This is a genomic window from Vreelandella sp. EE27 (genome assembly GCF_968206495.1).
This window is the reverse complement of record NZ_OZ309109.1, coordinates 3264300-3276679: the sequence shown is the minus strand read 5'-3', so window position 1 is coordinate 3276679 and position 12380 is coordinate 3264300. Positions and strand designations below refer to the sequence as shown.

Here is a 12380-nt window from a genome sequence, read left to right as displayed (position 1 = left end):
CCCCTTCCCGGCGACAGCCGCGTTTACTGCCGACCCAATAATTTCAGTACCACACCTTGGAATAGATGAGCTTTCGCGCCATCAATCCCAAGTGGTTGCATATAACGTCGCCTGACCGGTAGCCAGCACGGCGACCAGGCCCACCGCTACGCCCTCGATGCCGCCGGTAACCGCCTGGACGGCCAACAGGCGCTGACCGACAACCGCCTCGACCACCTGGACGGTGCCCGCCACCGCTTCGACGGCGCGGGCAACATGACCGAAAAGCAGGCCGCCAACGGCGACCGCCTGACACTCGGTTACGATGGTGCCAACCGGCTGGTCCAGCTCACCCGCGCAAGCGAGCGAGGCCGTACGGTCGAGGCCACCTACCGCTACGACGGCCTGGGCCGCCGCATCAGCAAAACCGTGCGCCACGAAAACGGCACCACCGCCACCACCCACTACGGCTGGGACGGCGACCGCCTCGTGCGCGAAGAAAGCGACAATCAGCACTCGACTATCGTCTACGAGCCGGGCAGCTTTGTGCCCATGTTGCGCATCGACGACACCCAGGAAGGCCCACAGCTCAGCGCCTTCGTCACGGATGCGATTGGCACCCCGATGCAGCTCGTGGCCGCCCACGGCGAAACACAGTGGCAGGGCCAGCCCGATGATTGGGCGGCGGTGAAGAACATTCGTGGCAATACAGCGCAGCCGATTCGGTTTCAGGGCCAGTGGCAGGACGAGGAGAGTGGGCTTTACTACAACCGCCACCGGTATTACGACCCGCAGCAAGGGCGGTATGTGAGTCAGGATCCGATTGGTCTCAAAGGCGGGACGAATTTGTATGGGTATGTGGCCAATCCGATGGGGGCGGTGGACCCGTTGGGATTAAGTGGAGGGCCTTATGGTCTAGACGGCGGCCCTTCTTCACAGTCCAATCACATTTCCAGATCTGTGGAACAGACTGAGTCGGCAACTAAAAGCTGTAGCGTCAGTAGTAATCATTTGATTGGCTTTGGGCAGGGAGTTATGTCTGTCATAGGAGGAAATGTCAATTTCCTCAGAACTCTATCTAGGAATATGGGACTGTTAGGTAGAGAGGAGATGAGGCGAGTAACGATAGAGGGCAATACAATTGATGAGGCAGCTAGGATGTATGTTTCGAATGACTTTGTGCGCGAAGAGGCAAATTCCAGAGTAAAGGATTACTGCGGTGAAGGATTCATGGCTGGAAGAGCTTTCATGGGAACACTTACCGGCTTGGGTTCTACCGCTTTATATGGTGATGTGTCCGTAGCAGTAGAGGATGTAATCAAAGAAAATCCTCATGTGGAAAGCGAAGAAGTTGTCTATCGAGCTCTTGAGGCAATGTTTCATGGCAACTAAAATAACTGCAAAAGCATTGATATCTTTTTGTTTTTTTTGTGCTTTTTTATGGGTCAGCTTGCTGTTATATAGAGAATACTTTGCTGTATGGGTGTTAATCTTGTTTTTGTATCCACAGGTTATGGGAGTGCCAAAGGATGATGGGTTTTGGAAAGTGATGATTTTTATCAATCTTTACTTTTCAGCACTGATTTCAATGGTGATCGATTACTATATGTGACTATCTTGTTTCCGGATTAAACTAATAATCGCGACATGGATGTTGCCTTGGTAATCTTCTCATTTTAGCCACTCAACTGCCCAACGGCCTTTACTGGCACCAGTATTTCGACCCGCAAGGGCGGCTGGTCGAAGTGGAAGGCACCCAGGGTTTCCGCCAGCAGTTCTTCTTCGACGAACACGGCCGCCCGGCCCAGCGCACCGAGGCCGACGGCAGCCAGCAGTTCACCGCCTTCGACGATGTGGGCCGTCTGAGTGAGCTGACCCTGGGCAACGGCGCGGTCTATCGCTTCGCCTATGACGACATGGACCGGCTGGCCAGCGAGACCGGCCCGGACGGCCGCGAACAGCAGTACCGCTACGATGAGGCGGGCCAACTGGTCGAGCGCATCGAAGCCAGCCGCTCCGGACCGGACGGCCAGCCGCTTGCCACGCGCTATGAGTACGACGCCGCCGGACGCCTTGCGACGCGCCATTTACCCGCCACCGAGCACGCCCCGGCAAGCCAGGAGCAGTACCGCTGGGGCGCCAACGGCCAGCTCATGAGCGTTACCAACGAGCACGGCGAAGTTGCGTTTCAATATGACGACGCCCAGCGGCTGGTCGGCGAGCAACAGCGCCACGCGGGTATCGAAGGCGGTAGCGGCTGGCAGTGGCAGCAGCATCACACCCTCACCGCCAACGGCGCCCCGCAAGCGAGCCAGTTCGGCGAGCTACCCGCGCTCAACTGGCACACCTACGGCAGCGGCCACCTGCACGGGCTGAGCGCCCCGGGGCTGAACCTGGAGATCGACCTTGAGCCGGACGCCCTGCACCGGGAGACCCGGCGCCGCCTGACCCTGGCAGCGGGCGACCAGGCGCCGCCCCTGATTCTGGAGCGCGGCTATACGAACCTCGGCCAGCTCGATCACCTGACCCTGCGTGGCGCGCAGAACGGTGGCGGGCAGCAGTACCAGTACGACGCCCTGGGCCGCATGAGTTTCAGAAGCGTGCAGAGTGACCAGGCCTCCAGCGTTATTGCCTACAGCTACGACGCCGCCGGCCGCCTGACCGGCAGCCAGCACGGCGACCAGGCCAACCGCTACTCCCTCGATGCCGCCGGTAACCGGACGGCCAACAGGCGCTGACCGACAATCGCCTCGACCACCTGGACGGCGCCCGCCACCGCTTCGACGGCGCGGGCAACATGATCGAAAAGCAGGCCGCCAACGGCGACCGCCTGACACTCGGTTACGACGGTGCCAACCGCCTGGTCCAGCTCACCCGCGCAAGCGAGCGGGGCCGTACGGTCGATGCCACCTACCGCTACGACGGCCTGGGCCGCCGCATCAGCAAAGCCGTGCGCCACGAAAACGGCACCACCGCCACCACCCACTACGGCTGGGACGGCGACCGCCTCGTGCGCGAAGAAAGCGAGAATCAGCACTCGACCATCGTCTACGAGCCGGGTAGCTTCGTGCCCATGCTGCGCATCGACGGCACCCAGGAAGGCCAATTAGTCAGCGCCTTTGTCACGGATGCGATTGGCACCCCGATGCAGCTCGTGGCCGCCAACGGCGAAACGCAGTGGCAGGGCCAGCCCGATGACTGGGCGGCGGTGAAAACGTGCGCGGCAGTGCCCGTCAGCCGATTCGGTTCCAGGGGCAATGGCAGGACGAGGAGAGTGGGCTCTACTACAACCGGCATCGTTACTATGACCCGCCGCAGGGACGGTATATTAGTCAAGATCCGATTGGGTTGCGGGGTGGGACCAACTTGTATGGGTATGTGGCGAATCCGATGGAGATGGTGGATCCGTTGGGGTTAGAGGGAATGTGTACACACGAAAACGATAGCTTTCACCCGTTTGTTCCAGATGAAGTTTTTGAAGACTACTTTTAAAGAATGGAGTCTCTACAGGGTAGAGTTGACCAACTTGAAAGCGGAGCCTATTACAGAGGTGTCTCGCATGATATAAATTCTTTACGTGCTGAAATGTCTGACTTAACAGATGATTTAGCTTGTGAAATGGATATTTTTGGGATTAACCCTGTTGCGCCAGAATTATTGCTTGCCTCTGGGGCAGGTTTGGCTAGAGCAGGTTGGTCTATGAAATTCTATAGGTATACTAATACAGGCGGTGGCGGGCTTAATTTATTTAAAAGTGATAGGCGGATGTTCGCAGTGGAGTATCATAAGTTTAAGCATAATGGAATTGAAAAGGCGCGCCTCCATTATCATAGAGGAGCGACTAAAAGTCAGATGAGGAAACACAGACCTTATCAAGGAGGATGGTGATGGATACTTCTAAACCTGTTTTTCCAGTAACTATAGCTTTTGAGGAGGATGGGGATAAATGGGTTCTAGATAACGAAAACCAGCTTGCTTCTAATTTAGAATGGTTTGATAGTCGTGATCCTGAGCAAAGAGCATACGCTTTAGACGGTTTAAATCGTCGAGTGCGAATTAAAGTTGAAAAACTTATGTTGCTAGATTTCTTCTTAGAAGAATAGGCTTTGGACGAGCTGGGCCGCCTGATCGAGCCGATCCTGGGCAACGGCGCGGTGTACCGCTTTGCCTATGACGAGATGGACCGCCTAGCCAGAGACCGGCCCGACCGCCGCGAGCAACGCTACCGCTACGACGCGGCCGGCCAGCTGATTGAGCGCACCGAAGTCAACCGGCAAGGTCCCGATGGCCAGCCACTGGCGACCCGTTACGATTACGACGCCGGCGGGCGCCCTGCCGCACGCCACCTGCCCGTCAACGAGCATGCCCCGGCAAGCGCCGAGCAGTACCAATGGGGCGTTTACGGCCAGCTCAGAAGCGTGACCAATGATCACGGCGAAGTCACTTCGCTTACGACCACGCCCAGCGGCTGGTCGGCGAGCAGCAGCGCCAAGCCTCCGTCGAGAACGGCAGCGGCTGGCAGCAGCACACACCCTCACCGCCGACGGCGCCCCGCAAGCGAGCCAGTTCGGCGAGCTACCCGCGCTCAACTGGCACACCTAGGGCAGCGGCCACCTGCACGGGTTGAGCGCCCCGGGGCTGAACCTGGAAATCGATTTGGAGCCGGACGCCCTGCAATGGAGGGCCAGGTATTGGCGCTTCAGCGGTAGCAGCTGGGGGTTAGAGAATTATATTTTAGATTGCAATAAGTAGAGGTTTTTTAAATGAGCTTGGTTCATATTTATTATATGATATTGTTAGTTAATGGTGTGGCATATTTAAAGCTGCGTTACTCGTTAAGGGGGTGTCCAGAGATATATGAGTGCTACTTCGGTGCCGTTAATTCGGAATCTATGAAAAAGACAGTTGATTTCAATAAATATATATTATCTAGAGATAGGTGGAATGATGGATTTAATAAAGAAACACTGTTGTGGGTTAGGATTTATATGATATTAACCTATGTTAATATATTGTATACATCAGCTGGGATAATGGGGTTTTTAATAATTGGTTTTCTTATTTGATTAGTAAAGCCAAATGGGCTTGGCCGTAGAAGCTGAGCTTTCGCTAGGTTTTTGGTTCCGCGAAGTAATAGTTAAGGGAACAATAAGGTACTTCTTCTCTTTCCAGTCAGCACCAAATATTACAGCTGGGAAGCTATTGGCCAACTCATGAGCGAGTAGCGTTCAGCTGAAACAATGCTTAGCAATTCATCGGCGAGCATCAGTACCACGCGAGTGCTGCTAGCTGCACACACCCTCACCGGCAACGTCCCTCCGGTAGAGTCGGGCTGCTAAAGAGTCCATGACATACCCATTTCTGGTAGAGTCGAGCGTAGCAAGCTAGAAATATAGCGTGACCCCATTGTTGATCCATAACGCCATATAAATCCAGTTAGCGGTGATTTTATGCAGGACCTTTATCACGATCCAATTTTTTATTTTAAAACAAATACATGGGAGGAGTGTGTTAATGATGAAGATGTTTATAAAAAGATAATAGCCAGAGTAGAAGCTAGCGAGTCAGATTTTCTTGCGCTAAAAAGTTGGTACCTTGCTTTAGGAAAGGGGTGTGATAAAGATGTTTTGTCCGCGCTCGATATTCTAAATAATGATGCTTTAAATAGGAATGCAGGCGCGTTGTGTGCAGTAGGAGTCGGTTATTTGCGTGGTTATTATGGTGAAGAGGATGAAGAGAAGGCGCTGTATTTTTTCGATAAAGCAGAAAAGATATGTTTTCGTAAGGCTAACTATCAAAAAGGATTGATGCGCTTTAATCGATACTATTTTCAGGGTAAGAGAGAAATAGATAAAGTTATGGCAAGAAGTTTTTTTGAAAAAGCAGCCAGGAACGGCCATGCAACTAGCCTGAGTTTTCTTGTTTTTTGCCGAGAAGGGCCACGGTTTAAACATATTTTTAGGCAGTTGAGAATGTTTTTTATTTACCTGCTCTCAAGAAGTTCTTTGAGTGGGCCAGAGCGATGGTGGTGTTATCGTGAACTAAGGCCTTATAGGCCTACGGCCGTTTCTCTCGCAGAAAATTGCGGTCATGCACTGGGTTATTTTGCAAAAAATTAGCACTGCTAGACGCATCCCATCTTTAATTTTCTCCATATAGTGATTGAGTGCATGCTTTTTAAAATCCTGGTCGAAACTTACTCCACACTGTTGAGCTACAAACGTATAACACTAATAGCGCTTATCGGTCCGTTGGGGCTGACGCTAATAGCAGCGCTACTTACCCAAGGAGTCGTCATCCTTCAACCCAGGTCAGTGGCGCTTTACCTGTCACTTGAGTTACTGGCAGAGGCCATCGATATAGCGGCCTACACGCTTTTGGTGGTCGTAGTATGCAATGCCATCTTGCGTCAGCAAACCAACGGCTTTGGTAGGGGGCTTTTCTGGGGACAACGTGAAACGCGACTTTTCTTATACCAGCTAGGTCTTTATGCGTTATTCATTCCAGTGTCGCTATTCGCTTTCGTTCCCGTCGCCGGTGTTTGGGTCTCGCTACTGCTGAGTGGTTATCTCTACAGCCGTTTGGCGCTGGTGTTGCCCGGTATTGCGGTCGGTCAGCCGCTTACCTTTCGATTGGCCTGGCAACTCTCTCGCCCCTACCAGTGGAGCGCTTTCGTTGTATTGGCGCTCTTTCCAACCGTGATAGGGATAGCGCTCGAAAGCCTGCCGAGTGCAGGTGCTTTGTCGCTCCTTCGGCCACTACTTTTCTTTGCGACCTCGCTCATTTCTGTAACGGCCATGGCCATTCTGTATCGAGAAATCGTGACCTCCGCCGCGCAAGACGCTGAACCCTTACCTTGACCGAGAGGCTGACGAAACCCTGGCCTATTTAGAGCGGAAATCACGTTCAAGGCGTTTTGAAAGTATAAAGGAGTAGATAGTGTATAAGCTTGTTTTAATGCCTGCATTGATCGCGCTGTTGTTAGGCGGTGCGCTGTCTTTTGCGAGCGAGTACTTCGAAAGAAGTGCTGTGCTGGAAAAGTACGGTCGATCTATTGAAGAGGAAGCTACAAAAAGAAGGGAAGCTATATGCGAAAAAATAGCCGATGTCTTTCCTGAGAATTCTGCTGCGTCCAGAAGCCTGGCACTTGAAGAGTTGAAAGAAATTGAAGAAAGAAAAAGGATTAGGGCCCATTAATATGAAGTTTCTAAGATTTACGATAGCGCTTATGGTTTTTTTAATTGTGCTTATAGCGACTTTGGCTATTTTGGGACGGTATATGAGTGACTTTATGTACGCCAAAAACCTTTCAACGCTCGCTTTATATCAGGATCAGTTGGAGGGGGAGGTGGGTGCTGATTTAGAGAGTTTTTTGAGCGCTCTTGATCACTCGAATGAGAGCGCCCGGAAGCAGTATTCTGATATGTGTGCCACTTATTAAGGCGAGAGTTGATATGGTTGAGAGTACGCTTTTTAGATCACTTGTTCTGGCATCGTTTTTGAGCAATATAGCGCTGTACTATTTTGGATGGCAGATGGCGTTTTATATGCCGGAGCAACATGTTGAGTTGTTAGGGTGGCAAGGATACTCTTCGATTTTCAATGAGGCAGGATTAAGGGATTTAGAAGTCATTATTATAGTGACCGAGCTCGCTGGGCTTGCAGGGCTTCTTTTTAAGCCACTGGTCTTCAGGAACGTGCTTCTTTTTAGCATGATATTGTGGGTTGTCGAAGGCATAGTGGGCGGTTACTACGTCGCCACACCGTTGATCAACATGCTGGATTCAATTCAGCGCATTCTGGTTTCGCTGGCTCTTGGCTACGCCTTTTTTTCAAAAGACATCACTAAGTAGCCGCTGGTTTTAAGGGCCGGCAATACAACAGCCGAGTAAGCGGGAGAGTTATAATGGGGGCGAGGTGAACGGCACTGCTTTAAAGCTCAGTCCGCTGGCTTTTAACTATTTACTGTGTATGAGCTCTTACCGATTGGTTAAAGACGCATATCAAGCGGGCGCTACCTTTTTATCGAATCATGTGATGTCGAATGAATTCGTGATGGCGGTAGTAACGGTACATTTTGGCTACGTTCTGATTTTTTTATGTGGTTTGGCAATGGGCATGCTGACCGCCAAAAAGGTCCTCCTCCATTCGGCAGCCGCTACCGCAGCGAGTGTTGCACTGGATAGCTACTTTATAACGAACGCGACGACCGGCAATCATGAATGGGTGATCTTTATGCTCTTTTTTGGCGCACTGCTGGGCGGGATGGGGGGAGCCGCCGCGTTATGCGTCAAACGATTGCAAAGCAGGCGCAGGCGCAGTCGCCGTTTGCCGTAACGGCTCCCGTTAACGAGTAACGGGCCCTTGATCACGACGCGTAGATGGGGCGGGGGTAGAACCGCAAAGGGCCGCGTTGTCTGGGCGACGATTTCCCTCCATTGAGTGTACAATCCCCTATCTTTTTTCGATTTATCTGACGCTGGATCCATCACACCATGAGCAATGCCAAAACCCGTGTGCTGACCGGGATTACCACCTCCGGCACCCCCCATTTGGGTAACTATGTGGGGGCCATCAAGCCGGCCATCGAGGCAAGCCAGGACCCGAACGTGCAGTCGTTCTATTTCATGGCTGACTACCACGCGCTGATCAAGTGCCAGGACCCGAAGCGCGTGCAGCAGTCGCGCCTGGAGATCGCGGCCACGTGGCTGGCGCTGGGGCTCGATACCGACAACGCGATTTTTTACCGCCAGTCGGATATTCCGGAAATCCCGGAGCTTACGTGGATGCTCTCCTGCGTGTGCGCCAAGGGCCTGATGAACCGGGCCCATGCCTACAAGGCGGCGGTGGCGGACAACGAAGAGGCGGGCAACCAGGACGCGGATAAAGGCGTGACCATGGGGCTCTTTGGCTATCCGGTGCTGATGGCGGCGGATATCCTGATGTTCAACGCCAACAAGGTGCCGGTGGGGCGCGACCAGATCCAGCACATCGAGATGGCTCGCGATATCGCCGGGCGCTTCAACCACCTGTACAAGGGCAACTATTTCGCCCAGCCCGAGGCGGTGGTGGATGAAAAGTCCGAGGTGTTGAAAGGCCTGGACGGGCGCAAGATGTCGAAAAGCTACGACAACACCATCCCCTTGTTCGCCCCGGAGAAAAAGCTTCAAAAGCTCGTTCGCAAGATCAAGACCAACTCGCTGGAGCCTGGCGAGCCGAAAGACCCGGACACCTGCACGCTGTTTCAGATCTACGCAGCGTTTGCCTCCAGTGCCGAAACCGCGGCGCTTCGCGAGCAGTACGCCGCGGGTATCGGCTGGGGGGATGCGAAAAACCAGGTGTTCGATTACCTGAACGCACACCTGAGCGCGCCCCGCGAGCGCTACACGGCGCTGCTGGAAGACCCGGGCCATATCGAAGCGGTGCTGCAAAAAGGCGCCGAGCGCGCCCGGGAAGAGGCCACGCGCAGCATCGAGAAGCTACGTTCGGCCATGGGCCTGGGCCGCTTCGTTTAAGCGACCAAACGTCAAGCCTTTTCGATAACAAGGCGGCTTTCTAACGGTGGCGCTGCGTTTTATTGCGTCAAACAAGGCCCTTCCACTTAGCTGGGGAAGGGCTTTTGTGTACAGTGCAGTCCGGGTCTTGAAAAAAGTATCCAACGACAACCACTACGACCACGCGTTAGCGAGGAGCCTGCATGTCTCGTCATACTTCAGCGTCAGAGCCTGGTGTCGCACTGGGCGGCCTTCATCATCTTGCTTTATTGGTGGTCGCCGTGGGCAGTTTGCTGGGCGCCATCATGTGGCTGGCCATCCCGACCGCGGTGGCGCTCATCGTGGCGGGGAGCCTTGCGATCTCGCTGTGTCTTTTATGGGGGATTTCCTGGGCGCGGCTGGAGGAGGACCTTTTAAAAGGCATTCAGGCCATGCTGATTCCCATTTTGATCCTCATCAGCGTGGGGATGATGGTGGGGGTATGGATGCTCTCGGGCACGATACCAGCCATGGTTACGCTGGGGCTCGAGCTGCTGTCACCGGGGCTTTTTTTGGTGGTGGCATGTTTGTCGTGCTCGTTGATGTCGGTCATGGCGGGCACGTCCTGGGGCACGCTCAGCACGATCGGCGTGGCGCTCATGGCGGTGGCCGTGGGGCTCGACGTGCCGCTCGCCTGGGCGGCGGGGGCGATCGTCACGGGGACGTTTTTCGGCGACAAGCTGTCGCCGCTTTCCGATACGACCGTCATGGCGTCCGCCGTGTGCGAGGTGAACATCGTGACTCACATTCGTCACATGCTCTACTCGACGCTGCCGGCGTATCTCATTGCGCTGGCGGTCTACGCGTGGCTGGGTAGTAGCATCAGCACGGGGCAGGCCAGCGCGCCGGAAACCGCCGCGCTGATCGAGACGCTCAATGCGGTGTTCAGTATCAATGTGGTGACGCTCCTTCCGCCGGTGATGGTGTTCGTCTGCATTCTTCTGAAAAAGCCGGTGCTGCCGTCCTTCGCCGTGGGTATCGTCAGCGGCGCGCTGATCGCCGCGCTGCTTCAAGGGGCGGGGGCGAGCGAGATCGGCAATGCCATGAACGGCGGCTATAGCGCCAGCACCGGGGAGGAAATGGTCGATAGCATGCTCTCTCGCGGCGGGCTGCAGAGCATGATGTCCACGGTGGCGGTGCTGATCGCCGCGGCCGTACTGGGCGCCCCGTTCAAAAGCGCGGGCACCCTCGATGCGGCGATTGCGCTGTTGAACGAACGCCAGACCGGGCGGCGGCAGGTGCTGGGTAGTGCCATGGGGCTGCACAGCCTGGCGTTCTTGCTGACCGGCAGCTACTACGTGACCTTCGCGCTTTTGGGGCCGCTACTGCGCCCGCTGGTCGCCAATAGCGGCACGCCGCCCAAGAACCTGTCCAGGATTTTGGAAGACACCGGTACCACGCTCTCCCCGCTTATCCCCTGGGGCGTCACGGGCGCTTTCACGGCGGCGACACTGGGCGTTTCCACGGCGGATTTTTTCATCTACGCCATTCTCTGTTATGGCGCGATCGTGTTTTCGCTTTTCTATGTCGTGACCGGGCTCGGGCTTGGCCATGAGAAAACGCGTATTCGTTAGGTGCTGGGCGGATAAGCGAAATACACTGGGCGGCGCTTGAAAAGCGCGGTGGGGTGCAGCATGTAAGGGAGCGCTGCAACGGGTATTCCGGCTTTTATCGAACGGTATTTACAAAGGGACTATTGAATGCAATCGACGTACCGTCATCAAACGTTTACGGAAAAAGCGATGATCGTACTGGCGCTGGCGGTACTGGCGCTGGTGCTTTGGAAGCTGGTGGGGCTGTTGCTGCTGATCTTCGGCGCGGTGGTGGGCGCGTGTATTTTGCAAACCTGTATGGTGCCGCTGCTCAAATGGGGGGTGCCGCGCTGGCTGTCGCTTCTTATCGTGGTGGTGACATTGACGCTGGTGCTGGCGGGGATCAGCGTAGCCTTTGGCTCTCAGGTGGCGTCGGAACTCGAGTCGCTTTCGACTTTGCTGCCCGAAGCCTGGGAGCAGTTGCAGGAGCGCCTTCAAGGCACTCCACTTGAGCCGCTAATGGAGAACGCCGGCGAGCGGGCGGGCTCGGTTTTCGAAAACGGCCTGGCGCAGGTCGGTATGGTGGTCGTCTCCATGGGGGGCAGCCTGGTCAATTTCTTCGCGCTGATCGTGGGGATGGTGTATTTTGCCGCTCAGCCGGATGTCTACCGCCGCGGGTTGTTGTTGCTGGCGCCGGTCAAAAGCCGGGACAAGCTGGCCGAGGCGCTGGATAAAAGCGGCAAGGCGCTGCGGTTTTGGCTCGGTGGCCAACTGGTCGCGATGGTCGTGACGGGCCTGCTGGTCGGCGTGAGCATGTGGCTTTTGGGCGTGCCTGCGCCGCTGGGCCTTGGCTTGATTGCCGGCGTGCTGGATTTCGTGCCGCTGGTCGGCCCGCTGATCGCGGCGATTCCCGCGCTGTTACTGGCCTACACGGTCAGCCCGCAAACGGCGCTTTTTGTGCTGATCGCCTATACCATTATCCAGCAGATCGAAGGCAACGTGATGCAGCCGCTGGTTCAGCAGCGCGCGGTGAATTTGCCCCCCGCCATGCTGCTGTTTTCACTCTTTGCAGCCAGTACGCTGTTTGGCGTGGCCGGGGTGCTGTTGGCGGCGCCGCTCACCGTTATCGGCTTTGTGCTGATCAATGCGCTCTACGTGCAGCGTGACGAAGACGACGAGCCGGCAAGCGGTGAACAAGACAAGAGTGAGAAAAGCGAGTAGCCAAAGCGCAGCGAGCTTTGGTGAGGTATCGCAAAAGCGTTTTAAATTGAGGTTCAAAGGGTGGTGAATACGTCCGTTTTCGCCGTATAGATGTTGAGTTTTTGAAAAGATCGAA

At 55.0% G+C, this 12380-nt stretch carries 15 protein-coding genes and 1 pseudogene; 15 read left to right on the top strand and 1 reads right to left on the bottom strand.

Annotated features, from left to right (window positions below; translation table 11 throughout):
* Window positions 1-81: 81 nt before the first annotated feature.
* Window positions 82-417 (bottom strand): hypothetical protein, encoded by a 336-nt coding sequence (locus ACWHVV_RS15350; protein ID WP_447927002.1) that lies wholly within the window; start codon window positions 415-417, stop codon window positions 82-84.
* On the opposite strand from ACWHVV_RS15350, the gene ACWHVV_RS15345 reads away from it, so the two are divergent.
* From ACWHVV_RS15345 to ACWHVV_RS15275, 15 genes and pseudogenes are all read left to right on the top strand, one after another.
* Entirely contained in the window at window positions 409-1371 is a 963-nt protein-coding gene (locus tag ACWHVV_RS15345; RefSeq protein ID WP_447927001.1) for an RHS repeat-associated core domain-containing protein, read from the top strand. The two genes, ACWHVV_RS15350 and ACWHVV_RS15345, sit on opposite strands and share 9 nt — an antisense overlap.
* 353 nt (window positions 1372-1724) lie before the next feature.
* Window positions 1725-2717: a hypothetical protein gene (locus tag ACWHVV_RS15340; RefSeq protein WP_447927000.1), complete on the top strand. Its 993-nt coding sequence runs from the start codon at window positions 1725-1727 to the stop codon at window positions 2715-2717.
* A 59-nt stretch (window positions 2718-2776) separates the two neighbouring features.
* Window positions 2777-3178 (top strand): annotated as a pseudogene (locus ACWHVV_RS15335) (hypothetical protein); the annotation flags it as partial.
* 17 nt (window positions 3179-3195) lie between these two features.
* Window positions 3196-3471: an RHS repeat-associated core domain-containing protein gene (locus tag ACWHVV_RS15330; RefSeq protein ID WP_447926999.1), complete on the top strand. Its 276-nt coding sequence runs from the start codon at window positions 3196-3198 to the stop codon at window positions 3469-3471.
* A 93-nt stretch (window positions 3472-3564) separates the two neighbouring features.
* Window positions 3565-3867, top strand: a complete 303-nt coding sequence (locus ACWHVV_RS15325) for a hypothetical protein (protein ID WP_447926998.1) — start codon at window positions 3565-3567, stop codon at window positions 3865-3867.
* Window positions 3867-4082, top strand: coding sequence for a hypothetical protein (locus ACWHVV_RS15320; protein ID WP_447926997.1), 216 nt, complete (start codon window positions 3867-3869; stop codon window positions 4080-4082). Before ACWHVV_RS15325 ends, ACWHVV_RS15320 begins: the two co-directional genes overlap by 1 nt.
* 51 nt (window positions 4083-4133) lie before the next feature.
* Window positions 4134-4688 carry a hypothetical protein gene (locus ACWHVV_RS15315; protein ID WP_447926996.1) on the top strand — a complete coding sequence of 185 codons (555 nt, stop codon included), beginning with the start codon at window positions 4134-4136 and terminating at the stop codon, window positions 4686-4688.
* A 741-nt stretch (window positions 4689-5429) separates the two neighbouring features.
* Window positions 5430-6098, top strand: a complete 669-nt coding sequence (locus ACWHVV_RS15310; RefSeq protein WP_447926995.1) for a hypothetical protein — start codon at window positions 5430-5432, stop codon at window positions 6096-6098.
* Window positions 6099-6149: 51 nt separating this feature from the next.
* Entirely contained in the window at window positions 6150-6839 is a 690-nt protein-coding gene (locus tag ACWHVV_RS15305; protein ID WP_447926994.1) for a hypothetical protein, read from the top strand.
* A 79-nt stretch (window positions 6840-6918) separates the two neighbouring features.
* On the top strand, window positions 6919-7176 hold the full coding sequence (locus tag ACWHVV_RS15300; protein WP_447926993.1) for a hypothetical protein: 258 nt from the start codon (window positions 6919-6921) through the stop codon (window positions 7174-7176).
* A gap of 257 nt (window positions 7177-7433) precedes the next feature.
* Window positions 7434-7832 carry a hypothetical protein gene (locus tag ACWHVV_RS15295; protein WP_447926992.1) on the top strand — a complete coding sequence of 133 codons (399 nt, stop codon included), beginning with the start codon at window positions 7434-7436 and terminating at the stop codon, window positions 7830-7832.
* Between the two features lie 64 nt (window positions 7833-7896).
* Window positions 7897-8316, top strand: coding sequence for a hypothetical protein (locus ACWHVV_RS15290; protein ID WP_447926991.1), 420 nt, complete (start codon window positions 7897-7899; stop codon window positions 8314-8316).
* Window positions 8317-8474: 158 nt separating this feature from the next.
* Window positions 8475-9494 (top strand): tryptophan--tRNA ligase, encoded by a 1020-nt coding sequence (locus ACWHVV_RS15285; protein WP_447894297.1) that lies wholly within the window; start codon window positions 8475-8477, stop codon window positions 9492-9494.
* A 182-nt stretch (window positions 9495-9676) separates the two neighbouring features.
* Complete coding sequence (locus ACWHVV_RS15280) at window positions 9677-11086, top strand: Na+/H+ antiporter NhaC family protein (protein WP_447926990.1); 1410 nt, start codon at window positions 9677-9679, stop codon at window positions 11084-11086.
* Between the two features lie 126 nt (window positions 11087-11212).
* A complete protein-coding gene (locus tag ACWHVV_RS15275; protein ID WP_447926989.1) occupies window positions 11213-12265 on the top strand; it encodes an AI-2E family transporter in 1053 nt (350 codons plus the stop codon).
* Window positions 12266-12380: the final 115 nt, after the last annotated feature.

Coding starts and splice junctions, on each gene's coding strand:
- ACWHVV_RS15325 (WP_447926998.1), top strand. CDS start 3,565: ATGTCTGACTTAACAGATGATTTAGCTTGTGAAATGGATATTTTTGGG.
- ACWHVV_RS15320 (WP_447926997.1), top strand. CDS start 3,867: ATGGATACTTCTAAACCTGTTTTTCCAGTAACTATAGCTTTTGAGGAG.
- ACWHVV_RS15310 (WP_447926995.1), top strand. CDS start 5,430: ATGCAGGACCTTTATCACGATCCAATTTTTTATTTTAAAACAAATACA.
- ACWHVV_RS15305 (WP_447926994.1), top strand. CDS start 6,150: ATGCTTTTTAAAATCCTGGTCGAAACTTACTCCACACTGTTGAGCTAC.
- ACWHVV_RS15295 (WP_447926992.1), top strand. CDS start 7,434: ATGGTTGAGAGTACGCTTTTTAGATCACTTGTTCTGGCATCGTTTTTG.
- ACWHVV_RS15285 (WP_447894297.1), top strand. CDS start 8,475: ATGAGCAATGCCAAAACCCGTGTGCTGACCGGGATTACCACCTCCGGC.
- ACWHVV_RS15280 (WP_447926990.1), top strand. CDS start 9,677: ATGTCTCGTCATACTTCAGCGTCAGAGCCTGGTGTCGCACTGGGCGGC.
- ACWHVV_RS15275 (WP_447926989.1), top strand. CDS start 11,213: ATGCAATCGACGTACCGTCATCAAACGTTTACGGAAAAAGCGATGATC.